General features: G+C 39.3%; 16 protein-coding genes and 1 other annotated feature. Of the genes, 4 read left to right on the forward strand and 12 right to left on the reverse strand.

Annotated features, from left to right (window positions below):
• Positions 1-4 precede the first annotated feature (4 nt).
• From ABFG93_RS05730 to ABFG93_RS05770, 9 genes are all read right to left on the reverse strand, one after another.
• Positions 5-1,546: a response regulator transcription factor gene (locus ABFG93_RS05730; RefSeq protein WP_347551388.1), complete on the reverse strand. Its 1,542-nt coding sequence runs from the start codon at positions 1,544-1,546 to the stop codon at positions 5-7.
• Between the two features lie 1,101 nt (positions 1,547-2,647).
• Complete coding sequence (locus ABFG93_RS05735) at positions 2,648-4,150, reverse strand: malate:quinone oxidoreductase (protein WP_347551390.1); 1,503 nt, start codon at positions 4,148-4,150, stop codon at positions 2,648-2,650.
• A gap of 211 nt (positions 4,151-4,361) precedes the next feature.
• Positions 4,362-4,868, reverse strand: coding sequence for an AAA family ATPase (locus ABFG93_RS05740; RefSeq protein ID WP_347551392.1), 507 nt, complete (start codon positions 4,866-4,868; stop codon positions 4,362-4,364).
• Positions 4,869-5,321: 453 nt separating this feature from the next.
• Positions 5,322-5,873 carry a 2'-5' RNA ligase family protein gene (locus ABFG93_RS05745; RefSeq protein WP_431522077.1) on the reverse strand — a complete coding sequence of 184 codons (552 nt, stop codon included), beginning with the start codon at positions 5,871-5,873 and terminating at the stop codon, positions 5,322-5,324.
• A gap of 92 nt (positions 5,874-5,965) precedes the next feature.
• Positions 5,966-6,757: a carbonic anhydrase gene (locus tag ABFG93_RS05750; protein WP_347551393.1), complete on the reverse strand. Its 792-nt coding sequence runs from the start codon at positions 6,755-6,757 to the stop codon at positions 5,966-5,968.
• A gap of 476 nt (positions 6,758-7,233) precedes the next feature.
• A complete protein-coding gene (gene tyrS / locus ABFG93_RS05755) occupies positions 7,234-7,860 on the reverse strand; it encodes a tyrosine--tRNA ligase (protein WP_347552769.1) in 627 nt (208 codons plus the stop codon).
• Positions 7,785-8,480: a tyrosine--tRNA ligase gene (tyrS, locus tag ABFG93_RS05760; protein WP_347551395.1), complete on the reverse strand. Its 696-nt coding sequence runs from the start codon at positions 8,478-8,480 to the stop codon at positions 7,785-7,787. The genes tyrS (ABFG93_RS05755) and tyrS (ABFG93_RS05760) overlap by 76 nt, the downstream gene beginning before the upstream one ends.
• A 41-nt stretch (positions 8,481-8,521) precedes the next feature.
• Positions 8,522-8,750 (reverse strand) — a binding site (T-box leader).
• Between the two features lie 508 nt (positions 8,751-9,258).
• Positions 9,259-9,432, reverse strand: coding sequence for a hypothetical protein (locus ABFG93_RS05765; RefSeq protein ID WP_347551397.1), 174 nt, complete (start codon positions 9,430-9,432; stop codon positions 9,259-9,261).
• Positions 9,433-9,464: 32 nt separating this feature from the next.
• Positions 9,465-11,420, reverse strand: coding sequence for an aconitate hydratase (locus ABFG93_RS05770; RefSeq protein ID WP_347551399.1), 1,956 nt, complete (start codon positions 11,418-11,420; stop codon positions 9,465-9,467).
• Between the two features lie 277 nt (positions 11,421-11,697).
• Here ABFG93_RS05770 and ABFG93_RS05775 point away from each other — a divergent pair, with 277 nt between their 5' ends.
• Together ABFG93_RS05775 and ABFG93_RS05780 are read left to right on the forward strand one after the other, a co-directional pair.
• Positions 11,698-12,897, forward strand: a complete 1,200-nt coding sequence (locus ABFG93_RS05775; protein ID WP_347551400.1) for a PLP-dependent aminotransferase family protein — start codon at positions 11,698-11,700, stop codon at positions 12,895-12,897.
• Positions 12,898-13,099: 202 nt separating this feature from the next.
• The gene (locus ABFG93_RS05780; RefSeq protein ID WP_347551402.1) at positions 13,100-13,333 is read left to right on the forward strand and encodes a hypothetical protein; all 234 of its coding nucleotides are present in this window, start codon (positions 13,100-13,102) and stop codon (positions 13,331-13,333) included.
• Positions 13,334-13,456: 123 nt separating this feature from the next.
• On the opposite strand, the gene ABFG93_RS05785 is transcribed toward ABFG93_RS05780, so the two are convergent.
• On the reverse strand, positions 13,457-16,540 hold the full coding sequence (locus ABFG93_RS05785; protein ID WP_347551403.1) for a CBM35 domain-containing protein: 3,084 nt from the start codon (positions 16,538-16,540) through the stop codon (positions 13,457-13,459).
• A gap of 592 nt (positions 16,541-17,132) precedes the next feature.
• On the opposite strand from ABFG93_RS05785, the gene ABFG93_RS05790 reads away from it, so the two are divergent.
• Both ABFG93_RS05790 and ABFG93_RS05795 read left to right on the forward strand, forming a co-directional pair.
• Positions 17,133-17,495 carry a P-II family nitrogen regulator gene (locus ABFG93_RS05790; protein WP_347551404.1) on the forward strand — a complete coding sequence of 121 codons (363 nt, stop codon included), beginning with the start codon at positions 17,133-17,135 and terminating at the stop codon, positions 17,493-17,495.
• A 1-nt stretch (position 17,496) separates the two neighbouring features.
• Positions 17,497-18,807 carry an ammonium transporter gene (locus ABFG93_RS05795; protein ID WP_347551405.1) on the forward strand — a complete coding sequence of 437 codons (1,311 nt, stop codon included), beginning with the start codon at positions 17,497-17,499 and terminating at the stop codon, positions 18,805-18,807.
• Positions 18,808-19,096: 289 nt separating this feature from the next.
• Here ABFG93_RS05795 and ABFG93_RS05800 read toward each other — a convergent pair whose 3' ends face one another.
• The gene (locus tag ABFG93_RS05800) at positions 19,097-19,684 is read right to left on the reverse strand and encodes a YdeI/OmpD-associated family protein (protein ID WP_347551407.1); all 588 of its coding nucleotides are present in this window, start codon (positions 19,682-19,684) and stop codon (positions 19,097-19,099) included.
• Between the two features lie 207 nt (positions 19,685-19,891).
• On the reverse strand, positions 19,892-21,349 hold the full coding sequence (locus tag ABFG93_RS05805) for a CoA-acylating methylmalonate-semialdehyde dehydrogenase (RefSeq protein WP_347551409.1): 1,458 nt from the start codon (positions 21,347-21,349) through the stop codon (positions 19,892-19,894).
• Positions 21,350-21,375: the final 26 nt, after the last annotated feature.

Consider the following 21,375-nt stretch of genomic DNA (forward strand, 5'->3'; position numbering starts at 1 on the left):
GTCCTCAATTCATTGCTGGAGCATTCTTTCGATACCTGCCAGGAGATAATCCTTCTATTCGTTTAAACACTTTGCAAAAGTAACTGGGTTCTGAGTAACCTACCCTTTCACTTACCTGGCTAACGGAAGCTGAGCTGGATGCCAGAATATGCTTTGCCTTTGCTATTCTCACCTGATTGACATAATCACTAAACCCAAGTTTATGATGAGTGCTAAAATAACTGGATAAATAGGAGGGATTAAAATGAAAATAGTCAGCTAAGGTGGATAATGAAAGAGGCTCTGCATAATGATCTTCAATATATTGCAACAACCGCTGCATGTTAGGGGGACAACCTGTACTGTCTTCTATGAGAACAATTCGTTTCACGACTTCCAAGAAATCATGAAAGCGAGCAATCGCCTCTTTCGCATACTGCGCTTCATTAATATCAGCAAAATACTCGTATTTTTTTGCCTCCAACTCATCCACACCGTACTTCATATTTCCTAATAGAACGATCATATTAAACATGATATTTTCGAGCCAGGACTTAAATTCAAATATATCGATTGTATAATGACTGGTTAGAACGTCTACATTCGCCTCTAAAGAATGAATCGCAACGGCAAAGTTTTTCTGCTTAAATAAATCAATAAACTGACTTAAATCAAAAGGCGTACTGTTTTTTTCTACCTTAGGCAAGGATCCATGGATTAATACCGGCTCGTCTGGCAGATAGAACAGGTAATCTTTCATCTTTAAAAGGCTATCCTCATAGACAGTATTCAGCTCATGAATCGAAGAAAATGGTACACTCATTAGCCAGCTTTTACTAGCTCCTAAACCTTTATATTTTTTAGCTAGATTGGTCATGCTTTGTTTAATAGTTGGCAGCTGAACCAAAGTAAAGTTCAGCAGCACAACCATGGTATCGCTTTCATCTAATGGTATGAATAGAGTTTCGATTTGATCGACCTGTTTCATTACCTGATTGTTCAATTCTTTGAAGGTTAACACATTCTCTTCATTCTCAAGACCACAAACAGCGATCAGGCAAAATTCGCTATGAGTAAATCCTTCTAGTAATGCCTTCTCTTCGCTCGTTAAGGAATCCCCTAACACCCTCTTTTTTACTAGTTCTTCCAAGGAAGTCGGCCTTTCTTCTTTTTCATAAAAGACGGGGCGATTTGGTACTATTCTCCGCAATGTTTTAATTAACCCTTCAGCATTCAATTTTGGTTTTAGAATGTAATCGGCTACACCACTTTGAAACGTAGAACGCACGTAATCAAAATTCTCAAAACTGCTTAATACCATGATTTCAATAGCTGGATACTTCTCTTTCACCACTCTTACTAATTCGATACCATCCATACCAGGCATCACAACATCGGTAAGGATGATATGGGGTTGTAAGGATTCAATTAAGGACAGGGCCTCATTCCCATTCGAAGCCTCCCCAACAATCTGAAACCCTTCTTGTTCCCAATCGATATAATTTATAATTCCTTGCCTTATCAGCATTTCATCATCTACAACTAAAACCCTGTACAGACCACTCATACCGATATCTCCCCCTAAGAAGTCGCATAATCTTTTGGACAAGCGGACCACAGTACCTATGCCCCAAAAATTGGTTTACCTTTTTTAAATAGGAAATAGTGATTCTTCAAGATGATTACTGCTTTTCGAAAATTTCTGATATTTATATTCTAAAGTCTTTTGTACCAGTCGTAAACATGTTATTTCTTGCAGAGTCTATTATGATAAACCTATACATGGCTGATCTATGTTCTAGAAATTATTTTAACTGCAAAACTGTATTCAAGGGGAAATCGCGTATCATACACTTTCTCTTATAACTGGAACTTCTATATCAACTGATTTTGTAGCAAATGAGATAGTAACTATTACTGTAATTGGGAGTATTTAAGTGTGAATGAATTACATACAGCATAATTTGACCAACTTTATTAATCATTCATCTTCCTTTTCCTTTATGCTTTTCAAATCCTTCCTTAGTCTTAAAAGTTCAATATAAAAAAACCTAAATCCTTTAAGAGTAAATAGGCATTTCATTCTGTATCTTTTGTTAAATAACTTTCCACTTTTTTCACTATTTCAAGATATATATACAGTTCAAAAACAAAAAGGAACGGTTACCCGCTCCTGATCCAGTTACTCTTTTCTTTTCAATATTTTATCCACGTAAAATAGAAAATCTCTATTTCATTATATGTATTATACTCGGAGTAAAACTCCCCTCCTATTTCGCTTTCTTAGGAATAATTAAAGTTGAGAAAGTGGCCCACTTAATCAAAGTTCAATTAAATAAGCCACTTTTCATTTCCAATAAATAGTGAAGGTATTTTATTATGAAGGTAACGAAGGAGATGTATGTGGAAGAATCAGTCAGGACAGCCCCGGTGATTCACTTGCAAATTAAAGGAGGGATACTTGTACGCAGTCCTCTCCCTCTTCATTCCCTACATTTTATTCTGTAAGATCCCTATCGATAATCCGTGGAAGTCAGCAATCTCTTTAAAAACTTTTTCCCTGCTTATCATTGTCTTTTTAATTTCTTGATTATAGAAACAATTGTCCATTGATGAAAAAAGCAGCTTAACCTTTTCATTAAATACCTTTGGTTCTACATCTAAAAAATTAACTATAGACCGGCTTTTCTTCACTTAGACCTAGCGTCTCTGCTGTTGAAGTATGAACTTCTTGAAGAAGCTCAGGGTTTTTCGCTAGTGACAAGCCATAAGAAGGAATCATTTCTTTGATTTTCGGTTCCCACTCTATCATATGTTGCGGGAAGCATTTATCTAATAACTCTAGCATAACGTGAACAGCCGTAGAAGCTCCCGGAGAAGCACCCAGCAATGCAGCGATCGAGCCATCTTCAGCACTTACCAATTCCGTACCAAATTGAAGTGTTCCTTTACCACCGGCCTCAGTATCTTTGATAACTTGTACACGTTGGCCCGCTACCACTATATCCCAATCCTCGAGTTTGGCATTTGGGATAAACTCTCGTAATTCTTCCATGCGCTTTTCATTCGATAACATCACTTGCTGGATCAGGTATTTTGTCAACGACATCTCTTTTACACCCGACGCAAGCATAGTGATGACATTATTTGGTTTTATGGAACGTATCAAATCAAGATTTGAACCTTCTTTTAAGAACTTTGGTGAGAAACCGGCAAATGGGCCATACAATAATGATTTTTTGTTATCCATATACCTTGTATCAAGATGTGGAACAGACATTGGAGGCGCACCCACCTTAGCTTTACCGTATACTTTTGCATTATGCTGCTCCACAACTTCTGGATTATTACATACCATAAATAGTCCGCTTACCGGGAATCCTCCTATTTGTTTTGATTCAGGAATACCGGTTTTTTGTAGTAAAGGAAGACTTCCGCCCCCACCGCCGATAAAGACGAATTTTGCAGTATGGTATTCGATGTTGCCGCTATCGATATCGTGTACCTTCACTTCCCACAAGCCGTCGCTAGTACGTTTAATATCCTTAACACTATGCTTGTAGTTGATCTCGACGTTTCTACTCTTTAAGTGGTCAAACATCTTGCTTGTTAAAGCGCCAAAGTTAACATCCGTTCCAGAGTCAATCTTTGTTGCCGCTATCGGTTCATTCGATGTACGGCCTTCCATGATAAGCGGAATCCATTCCTTAAGCTTTTCAGGGTTATCAGAAATTTCCACTCCTTTAAACAGGGGATTGTTTGACAGCGCTTCAAAACGTTTTTTCAAAAAAGTTACATTCGTTTCCCCCTGTACTAAACTCATATGAGGTAATGGCATGATAAAGTCCGATGGATTACTAATCAGCTTGGTGTTTACAAGATAAGACCAGAACTGTCTTGAAAGCTGAAACTGTTCATTGATTTTTATCGCTTTGCTAATATCTATAGATCCATCAGGTTTTTCTGAAGTATAGTTAAGCTCGCACAGTGCAGCGTGCCCCGTACCCGCATTATTCCATTCGTTAGAGCTTTCTTCTCCTGCATTTGCGAGCTTCTCAAACACTTTGATTTCCCATTCCGGTGCTAACTCTTTCAATAATGATCCCAAAGTAGCGCTCATAACTCCCGCACCAATTAAGATAACGTCTGTTTCTTTCGCTCTGTTGCTCATTATACCCTTCCTTATCACCTATATTTGAAAATAATGTGGTCGCTCCTGCTCAAGTGGCACAACAACCAGGCACGACCCAGGGACACACCTTTTCTATCTTACTTATAACCATATCATATTCCATTATAATTATTTATAAATTATAATAATTTTTGTTGTACTTAGTTCCCATTGTACCAAGAATCCTAAAATAAACGCTGTGTTAGTTAATTTAAAGTCTAAACTGTTTAAAACGACCTCTCAAATCAACGACAATATCTGATGGTTGCTTATTCGTTGTATCATAGAGATATTTCTTATTAGGCATTCTACTCTCCAGCTCCTCCAATAATTGTAAAGAGCGGTCCACTAAATTATGATCGCCTCTTTTATTTAGTCGCTCAATAAGTATCCCTTCATCTGCTCGTAACACTACATAATGGATATGAACATTTAGTCCAGATAGTTGCTTACAAAACCACTCTAATTCAGTTTCCACTACATAATCTATTATGACATTAAGATTGTTTTCAACAAAATTCTTGGTTAATGACAATATGTTTTTCCAATCGATTTCTAATTGTTCGTCCCACGGTGGTTGCTCTTGCCCAATAAACATGGAATGAATGACATCACCTTCTATTAGAACAACCCCTTCCATCTCGTGTGCGAGTGTTTTGGTAATAGTAGACTTACCAACTCCACAAGGCCCAGATACGAGGTAAATTGATTTAGTCATTTTCAAATCACCTTTCTTAGTTCTTAGGACATATGCTTCTTCAATTAATCTGCCTCAATTCTATAACACCAATTATTTCAAAATGGGACGAATAACTCCATCTTTTATTAAAAGGGAGCCTATCTTATTGCAGATAAGCTCCCCTTTGTTATTTACTTTCATCTTATCTAAGGTTTTTGGAAAAGTTTCCTTTGTTTCATATAGTCTACAGCCTTTGTTTTATTCTTTTGTTTAGAAATATGCTTTGCCTCGTTTTTATCTCTATAATAGCTATTGAATTTATCTATACTAAGAGTGCCATCAGATATCGCTTTTATAACTGCACAGTATGGCTCGTATCTGTATCCCCAAATCCCATCTTACTAAACTTCTTCATTCCCTCCACCTTCTTTTTCAAGGCTGTTTTCGTATAGATTGTTGTTTATGTTAAGTAAAGACCTCGGTTTTGTTAGATCAATTGCTTAAACAAATATCTAAATATCTTTCATATCGTTTCTTTTCCTTATTTAGTTCATAAATTCTAATAAAATTCACTTCAAAATCGGGATAAGGTGTCAATTCTTTATCTGCTAATTCTTCCATATCTTTAAGTTCTATTTTTGACAGTCCAGTAGAAATGTTTCCACCGTACTGTTCTTTCCCCAATGTTAAGTGAGGTACAAAGGCATCATGTTCAAAATACTGCTTTATTAAATCCTCTGATGGTGAAATTTCTCGAACTAATTTTTTATGTAAATCGTGTAAATCATTTGATTTAATGCTCAAATATAAAATGTTATCTCCAAAATACATTGGTTTATCTAATGATACTTGGAAAGGTTTGAAATTCTGACATACTTTTTGTACTTTGTTTATCCACTTTTTATCTGGAGTTAATCCCCCTTGTGCTTTCAAAGTGATATGGGGTTCTACACCTAAATAGTCAAACCATCTTCTTTGAAAATGCTCTATTCGTTCTAAATATTCTTTAGGCGGGACAATTCCAATAAAATACTCTACTTTGATTTTTCTCAGCTCCCTTATTCTCCCGATGTCCTGTAGTTTATAATAAGTAAAAACTCAGAAGTCAGAAGGTCAAATTTAGCGTTATATTAAACCTATGGAACATATACCTCTCTGCTATTTAATGGTTGTGTTCCTCGGGCATTGCCATGAGGAAAGCGTTCTGAGAATGCTTCAATCTGCTCCTCTGACAACTCGATTGCTTCTTCTAGAATAATCCAGCTGACTCCTTCTGAACATGGCGGTGTTGTTAACGAGCCGCTGTATCGAAATGTTGACTTCTCTTCTGGTAATAATGAATCGAGTTTAATGTTACTCGAGAGCTCTTCATCGTTATTTTGAGCAGGAATATTTGAGAAGACCTCCGCTAAAATTGGATTTTCATCGCCTTCTTCTATCAGCAAGCCGAGCACCGCTAGATCACCAGCTTCATTTTCATGGACAAGGTGTGCCTCCATCGCAAAATGGTCACCGTTCATGGTATTTTCACTTGGAATATGAAAATGTAGCTGTTGCAGGGTGTATTCCTCCCCTTGCAATTCGATGCTGTTGTCTCTCGATTGATCGTTAAGCTGGACAGTATGCCCGTTGTTCTCAAAAGAAAAATCAGTGGATTGATAATTAATTCCGATAGCTTCTAGCTCCTCGTTAAGCTCGACATTTGATTCGTCAATGTTTATAGGTGACTGCTTCTCTCCCTTTCCACATGTTGCAAATTCAGGATGCAGCGTATCCCAATTGGATGGACCTGTTTCTCCTTCATATGACCATTTCACATCTTCAACTGCCTGATTCTCATCAATTTCCTTTGTCGTTTCTAGAGAACAGCCCGCCAGCAATCCAACTGATAAAACGCCTGCAAGACTGCTCTTTTTCAACACCTGCATACTTCACCACCCTCTCTTCATGGTTTTTCTCAACTGGTTGAAAGCCCACTAAGAACCGCTCCCAACTGCTAGAATTCAAGTAACTTCCACTTTTGCACTCCAATTATTTCAAAACACTCACAATGGCTCAATAGGCTTTTGACCTAACACAATTCTCACAAATAACTTTATTACCGCACTGTATTAGGCCTCTTTCCACATTAGGAAGACTTTTGACCGGGTACGATTGCAATAAGAAAGGCGATCGAATTTTCGATCACCTGGGTAGGGACAGTTATTTTCCGGATCTAGCGATAGATTTTATTTCACTCAATGTAGTAAATTTGACACATAAGTAGTAATTGAAGTAAGCACTTTTTGGGTTCTCTTTTTCTATTATTTGTTGATACTCTTTAATTTCGCTCCTCAGTTATTGCACCCTTATCTTGAAACTCGATATCAAGATAGTATGGACAATTACGATTGCTCGTGGCTTATTAACTCTTTAATTTCAACTTAACAAATTTTCTTTTTCCTACCTGCACAACCGTACCTTCAGTTATAAGAATTGTTTCCAATGGATTTGTGATTTTTTCCTGGTTTATTCGGATACCTCCATTTTTCACCATCTTTCTCACTTCACTTTTTGAGGGTAACAAATCAAGGTCTTTCACCAGATCCAAGATGCCGATGTTTAATTCCCTATCCCAAAACACTTCTGGTAGCTCATCAGGCATTTGTTTGTTCTCAAATACAATAGAAAAATGTCTTTTGCTTTGCTCAGCTTGTTCTTTGTCGTATAGCATTTCTACTAAAGAATACGCTAATCGAGTCTTTGCATCTTTTGGGTGGAGAGTTCCATTTTCAAGTTGACTTTTAACTTGGGAAACTTCATCAATAGTGAGGTTGGAAGTCAACTCAAAATATTTAACGAGAAGCTCATCTGGAATAGACATCGTTTTACCAAAAATATCGTTCGGCATTTCATCAATTCCTATATAGTTGTTCTTAGACTTTGACATCTTTTCTTTTCCATCAAGTCCCTCTATTAGAGGAAGAAGCAGAACGACTTGTTTTTCTTGTCCAAATTGTTCCTGTATTTGACGACCAAATAGTACATTGATTCCTGATCAGTTCCGCCTAATTCAATATCTGACTCTAAAACATGTGAATCATACCCTTGCATTACTGGGTAGAAAAACTCATGGAGGTAGATAGGTTTGTTAGCTTGGTATCGATTGTGAAAGTCATTCCTTTCTAGCATACGAGCCACAGTAACATTACTTGCAAGTTGAAGAACTTCAGTGAAATCTACTTTGGATAACCATTGAGAATTATAGTAGAGTTCAACAGCGTCCATATCTATTATCTTTCCAAATTGTTCATAGTAAGTTTTTGCATTATAACGTACTTCTTCATCTGTCAGAGCTTTTCTTGCTGTTGCCTTTCCAGTTGGATCTCCAATTTCCCCTGTAAAATCACCAATAATCAGTTGAATTGTATGCCCGAACTGTTGAAATTGTTTCAGCTTATTCAATACAACTGTATGACCAATATGTACGTCTGGAGCTGTTGGATCTAGTCCCAATTTCACCTTAAGTGGTTGTTTTTCTTTTATAGACTTAGCAATTTTTTCTTTAAACTCCTCTGTTGGGATGATGGAATCTACTCCATAAGATAAGACTTCATATTGATCTTGAAGTTCATTTAATTGCTCTACACTTAATTGATCCAAAAAATTCATTTATAATCCCCCTTATAAACATACAAAAAGGCACATCCCTATCATGGGACGTGCCTTTATCACGCGTTACCACCCAAGTTAAAGAATGAGATTAACTCACCTTTCCCTCTAAAAGATAACGGATTTACCGTCTAATCCTACTAACTCGAAAGATTTCGTAATAGAAGCTCAAGAAAGTAATTCATATAGATATGTGCATCGATTCACAGCATCCATCGACTCTCTGATACCATTGATATCTATACTACTTAATTCTATCATTGCAATTTCTATTAAATTTAGAATAATATTACTTTTATTTTCCCTAAATGTCAATATTTATTTCATTTACGACCACCTGGAGAATGGGTAAACTGAAATACTCATGATCAGTCCGGCGGTAATCTAGTATTGCTGCAACATACAATCCAATCGCCTCATATAATCTGATTGTTTTATTTTCCATAGGATCACCAACTTTCACTACCATCATATCAAGGCAGTAATTCCAAGTTCATTTCTTACCTTGATACTTATTTTAAAATTTCCTATCTGCCTTAAATTTTAATAAGAGAGGGATTCATCTTAAACCATAAAAAGAAACTTATCTTATTACGGGTAAGCTATTTCTGGAGTAGTTGATGACTAGAGAAACCTTCAAAGAGGAGCTCCAAACCCCGATAAAAGCCACAAAAAAGAGAACTTTCACTTAAGATAGCTCTCTTTCTTTCGAGCCCGTAAACACAGCTCCTCATGTTGTCTCGCTTTATATAACCCCATCATTAGATCATCATCCCGTTCAGTCTAATATTCGGTTGTTTTCATCTACATTAATAAGACTAGAATGCTCGGGACGTTCACGCGATGCATGACCATCCCCTCCACAAACCGTACATGTGTATTGCCACTCCTCGTCATCTGCTAGCATTCCTGTTCCTTCACACGCTTTACAAACATTCCTTCGATCAACCATCCTTGATCTCTCCTTTACAATATATATTTTCGTTATCCGTGATTTTTGCTTCGATCTTTTACCCAGTTAATCAGCCCGCCTTTTAGCACCATTTCAATTTGTCTCTCTGATAACGTATGGCGGACATTAATTTCCTGGTCTTTTCCTTTTATACGAATACTGAACTCGTTGCCTTGCTGAATCTTTGTCCTTAAATCAGCAAACACAAGTACATCACCCTGTACGATGTTATCGTAATCTCCTTCATTTACGAACGTAATGGGTAATATGCCAAAGTTAACAAGGTTTTGCCAGTGAATTCGAGCAAAGTCTTTCACTAACGCAACGCGTAAACCCAGATATCGTGGTGCAAGCGCAGCATGTTCACGGCTTGACCCCTGGCCATAGTTAGAGCCACCAATAATGGCATGGCCGCCTTGATCCCTGGAGTCGATTCCTCTTTCGTAGTAGGTCTCATCAATAATTTCGAATGTGAATTTACTAATTTCTGGTAAGTTGCTTCGATAAGGAAGGACGCGAGCGCCTCCAGCAAGGATTTCATCGGTTGAAATGTTATCTCCCATTTTCAATAAAATAGGAACTTCTAATTGATCTGGAAGTTCATCCATTTCAGGAATCGATGCGATATTAGGTCCTTTATATAATTCAACCTTTCGTGCCTCTTCAGGTGGTAACGGATTTTCTAATAAATTGAGATCAATGGTTGGCTTCTTCGGATCTTTAATTTTGGGATAATCCATATCAAGCGTGCGCGGATCTGTAATGGTTCCTGTTAATGCTGAAGCAGCAGCGGTTTCAGGACTGCACAAAAAGACACTGTCTTCCCGTGTACCAGAACGACCCGGAAAGTTACGCGGGGTTGTGCGTAAACTGTTTCTGCCAGATGCTGGAGCCTGCCCCATTCCGATACACCCATTGCAGCCTGCTTGATGTAGCCTTCCGCCAGCCTGAAGCAAGTTGGCAATATGACCTTCGTTAACCAGATCAGTTAACATTTGACGTGATGTTGGATTAATATCAAATGAAATACCATCCGCTATTTGCTTCCCTTTTACAATTTCAGAAGCGATTGCAAAATCACGAAATCCTGGATTAGCTGAAGATCCAACATAGGACTGATAGATGGGTTCACCTGCAACTTCTCTTACTGACACCACATTCCCTGGACTTGAAGGTTTAGCAATAAGGGGCTCTAATTCTGAGAGATTGATTTTATCACTCAAGTCATAAGTTGCTCCCTTATCTGCTTGTAGCTCGGTCCAGTCACCTTCACGGTCTTGCTCCTTTAAAAATCGCTTGATTTCTTTATCAGATGGGAAGACAGTCCCTGTTGCTCCAAGCTCTGCTCCCATATTGGCAATGACATGACGATCCATGGCACTTAAATTCTTTAGTCCAGGTCCATAATATTCGAGTACCCGTCCGACGCCGCCTTTTACATCGTAACGGCGAAGCAATTCAAAAATGATGTCCTTTGCGCTTACCCATTCGGGCATTTCACCGATCAATTCGATCCCCCATACTTTAGGCATCTTAACGTAAAATGGTTCACCTGCAATGGCCATGGCTACATCAATACCTCCTGCTCCCATTGCTAACATGCCCATGCAGCCATTCGCACACGTGTGGCTATCCGAACCAAGTAATGTCTTACCGGGCCTTGCCAATCGCTGCATGTGAACAGGGTGACTAACACCGTTGCCAGGTTTGCTATAGTGCAGACCAAAACGTCTTGCTGCACTTTGTAAAAATAAATGATCATCAGGATTTTTGCTATCTACCTGAATAAGATTATGATCCACATATTGCGCAGATGCTTCTGTTTTGGCATAATCCAATCCCATTGCTTCTAACTCCAACATAACCATCGTTCCTGTCGCATCCTGTGTTAAGGTTTGATCAATTTTGATACCAATCTCTTTACCGGGAATCATTTCACCAGAAAGTAAATGGTCTTTAATCAGTTTTTGAGTCACATTCATTGCCATATAAGTACCACCTCAAGTTTTTTTCTACTCTCCATTTTGTGTTAAAACATATGTATATATGCAGAATTTGGATATTCAAGATGAAAATATATATAGGACGAATTTAAATTTATCCTTTATGTATTAAATAAGAAATGAAAAGTAACGTGTAAGTATGTATGGACCAACAGGTGTATAGTGTTTCACCTTCTCATAATATGTCCCACTTCCAGAATTACATTTACAGTGATATAATTGAAATATTTTAAATCTTAAAAATAGAGGTGCGGTTTATCTTATGAGGTATGCGTTTGCTAAGCGAGTACAACATTTACAATCTTCAGCTGTTCGTGATCTACTAAAAATAACGGATAAAGGGGACGTCATTTCATTTGCGGGCGGCCTGCCTGACGATGATTTATTTCCGGTGGAAGCGGTGGAAAAAGCCTTTGCAAAAACCTTTCAATCAGGTGGAAAAGCCTTTCAATACGGTCCAACTGAGGGGTATATCCCCCTTCGCCAGGTAATTGTGGATCGAATGAAGCAAAAAGGGATCCCATCGAGAGTGGATGATGTGATGCTAACAACTGGTTCACAGCAAGCGATTGATTTGTTTGCACGTGTGATGTTTAACCCGGGGGATATTATCTTAACCGAAAACCCTACCTATCTTGCGGCTGTTCAGGTTTTTAAATCTTATGAAGTCACGATTATCCCAGTAGAATCGGACGAGCATGGAATGGTTCCGGACGATCTTGACTATAAAATGAAAAAGTATATGCCGAAATGCGTTTACGTTGTACCAACCTTTTCAAATCCGGCAGGTAAAGTATGGTCACTTGAACGGCGCCAGCACCTATTAAAGTCGTCGAGAAAAAAGAAAGTTATTATTTTTGAAGATGACCCTTATGGTGATATTAAGTTTAATGAAGAAGAAACCTATACCCCGATTTCTGCTCTTGATAACGGAGATCGTGTCCTTTACACGAGTACATTCTCAAAAACAGTGGTCCCGGCACTAAGAACCGGTTGGATTAAGGGGCCTCATCAGATTATCCGCATGATGGCACAGGCAAAGCAGGCTGCTGATCTGCATTCTAATTCACTTTCACAGCATGCCCTCTATCACTTAAGCTGTGACTTTGATCTTGATGGCCATATTCAAAAGCTTAGAAAGGCTTATTACAATCGCATGAAGGTCATGCAGCGATTATTGGATGAGGCTCAAATGCCTGGCCTTTCGTACATCGAACCGAAAGGCGGCATGTTCTTCTGGGTTAGTCTTCCGGAAGAGGTTAACACAGCGGGCCTTCTGACAACTGCTGTTAATAAAGGAGCAGCTTATGTTCCTGGTGCACCGTTTTATGTGTCTGAACCCAAGCACAATACCATGCGCTTAAATTTCACACATTCAACAGAGGAGAAACTTGAAATAGGAATGAAAATCCTTATGGATGTATTTAAAGAAGCGATCGAAGAGGAACACCAGCGAGTGTAATACCTGTTTCGGTTACCACTTGAACTAATTATCCACACATTGAGTTTGTCTATGCTACTGAATAAAAAGATTTTCAAAAAAGAGTGTCCGCAGCAGTCATACTGTTGCGGACACTTTTCTCTTCTAACCGCTCGATTACTGATTTTAATGAGGATAATATACTGAAAAATACATATCCTATTCCTGCTTAGGAGGTGAGGATATGACAAACAACAATAATAATCCACAAAATCAACAGAACCAACAAAATCAACAGAATCAACAAAGAGGAATTGTAAACAACGTGAAACAAACAGCTGGAGCTGCTTTCCATGCTACTCATAAGGCATTGGAGACAACTGAAAATGTTGCAATGAGTGCTGTGGATCAAACTTCAAAAGCTGTTAAGAACATGGGTAACCGTAATAACAACAACAATAACAATAACCAACAATAAACTTTTGAAAAACGTCATGTTTTTCAAATCCTGAACAAATGAAGAAGATGGAGTGTCGGCGCAAGTTTAACTTTTGCTGACACTCCATCTTCGAATTTAAACTGCTCAATTACTGGTAGCAGACTAGAACTTTATTTGCACTTTCTTCTCTTTTGCGCCAGGAATGTTTAGATACAGGATCTGCGCTTCATCATCATAATAATACGTTTCTTGACGTGAATGCAGCTCATCCATACTGGCCACTTCTTTATATTTCCGGTTCGCTGCATGAACTTTTCTCGGTTCCTGTTGATCTTCAATTCGGATTTGATAAGAAGAAAGCTGCTCATCAGTATTTTGATTTGGCTTGCGCGTGATTTCCAGTTTGTTTTTATTTTTCTTGTTTATATTGAAATATTGGTTATGATATTCGGATTGAAGCTGGACATTATCCAGAGTCAGCGATCCACCTGTTTCGGTTTTAGCGATGTTGCCGATCTTTAAAACATCTCCTTTAGCTACTTCGATATTGGAAATCTTCAGGGTCGTTCGATCATTAGTTTCTGGAATATCGACTTTGCGAGTGCTTTTCTCATTCTCAATATACAAGTAAGCTTCTTCGAACGAGCCATCTCTCTTAACATCTGCCGTAAGTGTATAAGTACCTGGTTCAGGAACTGCATACTGCCAGAGGTCAGAATTGAATGATTCATTACCAGCTATTTCGATTGCTCCATCAACAATGGACTGATTAACCATATTACTACGGCTCCAGTGATCAAATCCATTTTCGAATTGACCGTTGTAGACGAAAGAGGCTTTCTTATCCACTGCATCTCCTAACGTAATCGAGTCGAGGTCAAAGTTACCAGAAGAATAATCGACCGTTACAAGGTTTGTACCTTCTTGAAGTTCTACATCTGTACCCGCTTCTTTCCATTTACCTTTCGTGTCTTTTAATGCTACTTGATCCGTATAGGTGTTTACACCGCTATCCACTTCTCTTATCCCCACTGTTGCTTCACTAGCCGATTCAGAAGAATAGTTTAGGTTCAAGTTATAGATACCTGCCGATGGCACGCTAACTGCATATGTCACACTTTCTTCTGCTTCATCCAACCCTTCTAGATAACCAAACCCAGCATATCCTTCCTTTTCTTTTGAAAACTGAACACCATTTGAATAAGAAGCAACTTCTGCCTCAAAAACGTTATGAGTAGTTGATGGTATAACTCTCAAGACCGCACTATCATGTGCTTCAAGTGTCACAGAGTAGTCAGATTGAATACCCAGGTCTTCATGCGCCCATAGATCGCGTACCTGTCCTTCATCTATTCCAAGTTCTTCGTTAAAATTAAAATCAAACGTCTGAGTCTCATCATTTCTGTTAAATAGACCTACTGCCCATGATCCATCAGGAAGCTGGCCTACCCAACGCTCGCTATCTCGACTTGCATTTGACTCACCATAATGTGTAGCATTTTCATAAATTGGTTTACCGACTAATCCCATTTTGTTAAATTCAATCAGTTCCGTGTTTTGATAATACTTACCATTACCACCAATGGTGTCATACTGGTCTGCAATGGCTATTGGTGATCCTGCTAAGGTATAGAGTGAGAGCGTCGTCTTTTTCTCCTTTTCAGCTTGATTACCTTCGAAAGTATTCAGCTTAAGGAAATCCCCGTCTAGAATCATGCTTGATCGTCCGCTGATATCAGAGAATCCAGTGAAACCCTGGAATGAATTTGCCCACTGCGACCAGCCTTCTTGCCACGCCTGGCGTCTTCCACTAATATGATCCCAGCCGCCCCCAAACGCGTCCTCATTAATTCGGATCATATCTCCATATTTTTGTTCAAGCTCTCCATGATTATAGAGATGAGGCATGACTAAACTTAGAAACATGTCATTCTCTTTTGCTGCTTCAGACATCCATTTTAAGTGCGTTTCGTAATTCTCTCTGCCATGTGGTTCTCCTACTTTCCCAAGATTCGGGTCCATTCCATCTTCATACCATGAGATAAAGTCGACACGTAAAAAGTCTGTCCCTTGCTCTTTAAAGAAATCAATATACCCTTTTACATATTTTTCAGCATCCGGATGAGTAACATCTAACCAGTAAAGGGAACGTTCATTACCCTGACCGCCATTAAAGCGATCTCCATCCGTCGGATCATCTGGATCTCCCTGATCAATTAAATCCACGACATAGGTAGGACCATCCGGATTATTTTCCGTACCTTTCACGATGTATTTATCCGGATTCTTCACCACTTCTGGGCTTACCCAAAGCGGGTTGTAATAGATTCCAAAATCCATGCCTTGTTCTTTAATGTAATCACCCCAGAATTTCCAGGTATGGCCATCCGGGTACTTTTCAGATGGGTATTGGAATTCCTCATTCTCACTATCCTGTGGTTTTTCTCCTGTTTTATAGAGTTGAACATTGTCTAACTGGAAGGAGCTGTGCTCTCCTTTAGCATCGATATTAAATTCAACGGTCAGCTGACCATTTGTGACTTCTGCCTGAAGCTCAAAAAGCCCATAGCGCGCTTCGCCATATTCATTCGCTAATCCATCATTCAATTCAATAACCTGTTCTGGTCCCGTTTCTTTTGCATAGTCTGTTAGCTTCATAATAGCTGTACTTGTACCATCCAGGTAATTGTTGACGTCATTTGGAAACTTCACGCGAGCTTCTACTGTATAATTACCATCTTCAAGGCCTTCAACGGTTTGGCTAACTGCTGCAGTATGTGGTTCAGGATGATAGACATAAAGCTTTGAGCCTTCATAAGCATCATTCCCATCTACACCAAAGAATGCATCCGTTTCTATTTGCCATCCGTCGGTATTCCCAAACTCGAAATCACCATTGATTAACAAGCCATCAGGTGCTTCCTCCTGGCCATCCATATTAAGAGGGCGGGACATCCAGTTATTATTATGAGTCACAACGTAGCCGTTTTTATTCAATAGCGTTGCTCCCTCAATCCATCCGTCTGTCGCAATCATGTTATAGCCATAAGGAAGAAAATTCTCCGACATCCAATCAATATTATCCTTAAACCTGTCTTCCAGCATATATGTATTTTTATCATGCTGATGTTCGTACGTAGAGAAATACATAGGTCCTGATCCTTGCCTTGTAAATTGACTGTCTTGAGCTGAACCTGCTGTTGCAAATAACGACGTAAGGGCCACGGTAGAAAGAACAGAAGCCAAGTTTATTCACAATGCCCCTGTTTTTCCCTCTTCTATTCTTATTTTCAAGTAAGCGCTTACTCAATTGAACTCCTCCTATGCTTGGTTAAGTTGTATTCGTTTATCATTAGAAACTACAAGTCTTTCTCAAGGAATTTGAGACTTAACGATTCAGAGGCTTGAGGTACAGTAATGATCCGAAGGTTTCATAACATTAAGTTTGCATCGTTGGTTCTAAAAAGAGATGTTTTACTCAAAATATACCGCTCTATTGAGTAAACGTTTACTCAAAAATCAATAAATCTTCCCCCTTTCATTAATTAAAGCTGCTATGCATAGCCAATGGTACGGTTAGACGCAGCATATATATCCATCCTTGCATTTTACATTACCACGAAAACGTTTACATTTCCATAAATTTATAATTTTTTTACTATGTCTAAGCTTTTAAGAACCAGGGTCAAGGTGATTTGCATTTTAAATCATTTCGAAGCTACAACTCACTACAAAAACTTTAAAATTATTTGACTAGTTTAAATATTTTGCTATACTTAATCACATTAAAGAATAAACGCATGTTAGAAAATCTAACAAATTGGAAGGGTTAGATAAAATGAAAATGATTGGCGCTATTATTCGACCTGAGAAGTTAACAGATACCATTAATGCATTAAAGGAAATCGGCATTACTGGTTTTACAGTGAATCAGGTAGTTGGAAGAGGGAAACAAAAGGATGGAAAAGGCACGTATCGCGGTAGAAATTACAAGGTGACACTCCATCCTAAAATCAAATTAGAAATTACGCTATCAGATAATATGGTTCAACTGACAATGGATACGATCATTAAGGCAGCCCAAACGGGTGATGATGGTGATGGTAAAATTTATGTTTATCCAGTTCTTCAAGCCTACAATATTCGAACCGGTTTACCAGATGAGAACATTCATGAAGAAAATTCAATGGAGGAAAATTAAAGTGGAACTAATCTATTTGAATACAATATGGGTTGTGATTGCGGCTGCCATGGTCCTTTTTATGGAAGGCGGATTTAGTTTATTAGAAGCAGGGCTCGTGCGGACGAAGAATGCGGTTAACGTTACTATGAAAATATTTGTTGATTTAACAATCGGAGCTCTTTGTTTCTGGATGATTGGCTTTGGCGTTATGTTCGGAAATGATTCCTTTGGTATTCTTGGAACGAGTCTTTTTGGATCACCCGATTCTCTTATTCTTGATCTTGAGCTACCAGTTGAGGCGTATATCCTTTTCCAAATGGGGTTTGCCATAGCTTGTATTTCAATCATCTCTGGTGCAGTTGCAGAACGAATGAACTTTAAAGCCTACATCCTGGCGGCTGCACTTATTATGATGATCGTCTACCCTCTTTCCGGTCATTGGGTGTGGAGCGGTGATGGCTGGTTAGCAAAGCTTGGAATGCTTGATTTTGCTGGTTCGTCCGTTATTCATGCCATGGGTGGATTTGCAGCGCTTGGGATGGCATGGATACTGGGACCACGGAAGGGTAGATTTAATTCCGATGGCAGTGCAAATGTCTTCGCGCCAAGTAATATCCCCCTCGCCTCTTCAGGCGCTTTTATTCTATGGTTCGGCTGGTTTGCCTTTAATGCCGGAAGCACCCTTGATGCTTCCGATGCATCACTAGCATCGATCGCATTGAATACGATGCTTGCTGGTGCTGCTGGAGGATCCGTTGCCATGTTGCTTTCAATGGTTAAGTTCGGGATCACAGATCCAAGTATGATCATTAATGGTGTCTTATCTGGTTTGGTTTCCATTACAGCTGGCTGTGCTTTCGTTAGTCCTGTAAGTGCGATTATCATTGGTGCGATTAGCGGTGCCGTGGTCATTTACGCTACACTCTTAATAGATAATCTAAAAGTGGATGATCCTGTTGGCGCCGTTGCAGTGCATGGATTTAATGGTGTATTTGGGACCATTGCAGTAGGATTATTTCACAGTACTGAAGGATTGATAACTACTGGTAGTTTCTCCTTATTAGGTGTTCAGGTCTTAGGGGCATTCGTTATTAGCTTCTGGGGACTCCTCGCAGGTGTTTCCATTGCGAAACTTGCAAAAGTAACGGTAGGTCTTCGTGTAACAGAGCAGGAAGAAGAAGAAGGTCTTGATATGACTTTCCACGGAATTCCTGCTTATAATGAAATCGAGCGATTTACAGATGTTCCATCTAGCTTATATGATTTTCAGGAGTCAACCGGGATTGAAGTGGCTGAAACGAAGGATGATAAAGTGAAAGTCACCAATTAATGTGGTTTATCAAGTTAAGCAAGTCCTTTTTGGGATAAACAATATAGAAATGAATATACAAATCGAGCATTGAATTGCGATGCAATTCAATGCTCGATTTTCTTTAAAATACTTATGTTTTTTGAAGGTAAGATGCTACACGGTGGTTCTTTATACTCTCCGAATCACTTTTTTGTTTTTTCCCATTTTAAATTATTTAATTGAGAGTTACCTGCGATCCAAAATGGAGTTTGAATGAACGCAAAGTGGAGTAATATCTTAGTATTAGTATATTCTCTAATCGAATATACTAATCATTTAATCCCTTTCCATTGAGAATTTGCTGCATATATTTTTCAACCCTTGACTCTCGAGTTTTGGATTGTTTGGCTTTAGAAAAATAAAGAATGTATGCTCTTTGCCGTCCCGGCGTCAATGCTTCAAAAGCAGTTTTCAAGGTAGGGATTTCATCGAATTTATTTTGCAGTTCTTCAGGAATTTCTGTATTCTTTTTAAAATTCACTTCCAAACCAGCTTTTTCAACTTCAATGGCTTCATAAATATAGGCTTTCAATGTGGTTTCCATTGCGACTATTTCTTGAACATCGGTGAACCTAATCTGGCGCCCCGCCTGTACATTCTCCGTTTGTTGGATTAGAATACCATGGGCATCATGTAACAAGACACCTTTGAAAAACAGAAGCGCACAGTACTCTTTAAATCCATGTATTAAAACTATGTTTTTTTTCTGAAACGTGTAACAAGGAACACCCCACTTCAATTCTTCGGTCAGCTGACAGTCAAGAATGATCATTCTCAATTTCTCAAATTCTTCCCGCCACTTTTTGGATTTACTTAAATATTCATCAACCTTAGGATTCATTCTACTATTTGTCATCAAGGAACACCCCTTTTCAATTTTTCGATCAGCTGATAGTCAAGAATGATCTGTATCGATAGTTACGTTACAGTTTCTATTGTAATCGTGGAAAACTCAAAGCCTAATCCACATTTAACTGCAAAAACACATGGATGAACTACCATGTGTTTTTGCATGTAATCTATTAATTGTGTTGTGCGCGGAAGGTTAATTCTAGTTTGATTTTTACCACCTGGCCGTTAACATCTTCCTTCTTGTATAAAATTCAACCCCATCCGACCCATTCGCATGCAGGTCACCATAGAACGAATTCTTCCACCCAGAGAATGGGAAGAACGCCATTGGTGCAGGCACGCCAATATTCACACCAAGCATCCCTACTTCAATATTCTCTCTGAAGTAGCGAACATTGCTTCCATCCTGCGTAAACAGGCATGCTCCGTTACCGAAGTCTGATTCATTCGTTAGCTCAATTGCTTCTTCAAGATTCTTCACTCGTACAATTGAAAGGACCGGAGCGAAGATCTCGTCCTTCCAGATTTGCATCGAACTGTTGACATTATCAAAAATCGTCGGTCCGATGAAATAACCTTCATCGTTGTAGGCTTCGTCATTACGACCGTCTCGGATGAGCGTTGCGCCTTCTTCCTGACCTTTTCTAATGTAGCCCTCTGTTCTTTCTTTATGTTCTTTTCGAATGACTGGACCTAAGAAGACATCATCATCAAGACCGTTTCCGATTTTGATTTCATCCGCTTTTTCGTTTAGCTTTTGGATTAGTGGTTCGACAACGTCATCTACTGCTACAACAACGGAGCAAGCCATGCAACGCTCGCCTGCTGAGCCATAGGAGGCGGCGATGATTTCTTTTACAGCTGCATCGAGATCAGCGTCTGCCATGACGATGGAATGGTTTTTCGCGCCAGCGAGTGCTTGAACGCGTTTGCCGTTAGCTGCACCGGTTTTATAAACGTATTCTGCAACGGGTTGTGAGCCGACGAATGAGATGGCTGGGACGTCCTTATGCTCTAAAAGACCGTTTACCACATCGTGTGCGCCGTGGACGATATTTAGGACGCCATCTGGTAGTCCCGCTTCTTTAAACAGCTCGGCCAGGCGGTTTGCGAGCAATGGTGTTCGTTCAGATGGCTTTAACACGAACGTGTTACCCATTGCGATCGCGAGTGGGAACATCCAGCACGGAACCATCATCGGGAAGTTGAATGGCGTGATGCCGCCGACAACGCCGACGGGATAGCGATACATGCCGGATTCAAGATTTGTTGCGATGTCAGGGAGTTGTTTTCCCATCATTAATGACGGTGCACCTGCTGCAAACTCTACGCATTCAATCCCTCGCTGGACTTCTCCCTGTGCTTCCTTGAAGCTTTTACCGTTCTCCTGCGTTAGCAATCTCGCAAGTTCGTCCCAGTTGTCGACTAAGAGCTGCTGGTATTTAAATAGAATACGTGCACGTTTTGGGACGGGGGTTTTACTCCAGGTTTTGAAAGCGGCCTTCGCTACTTTAACCGCCTCATCAAGATCTTCCTTTGTAGAAATCGGCACCTGTGCAAGTTCTACCCCTGTAGCCGGGTTTGGTACAGATTGGTACTGATCGGTTTTCGCTTCTACCCATTTTCCGTTAATGTAGTTTGGTAAGACGTTGGCTGTTGTCGTTGCCATGATCATTTCCCCTTCCTGTTGCTGGT

Origin of the sequence: Pseudalkalibacillus hwajinpoensis (assembly GCF_039851965.1) — a bacterium.
In the GTDB taxonomy this organism is placed as follows: domain Bacteria; phylum Bacillota; class Bacilli; order Bacillales; family Guptibacillaceae; genus Guptibacillus; species Guptibacillus hwajinpoensis_E.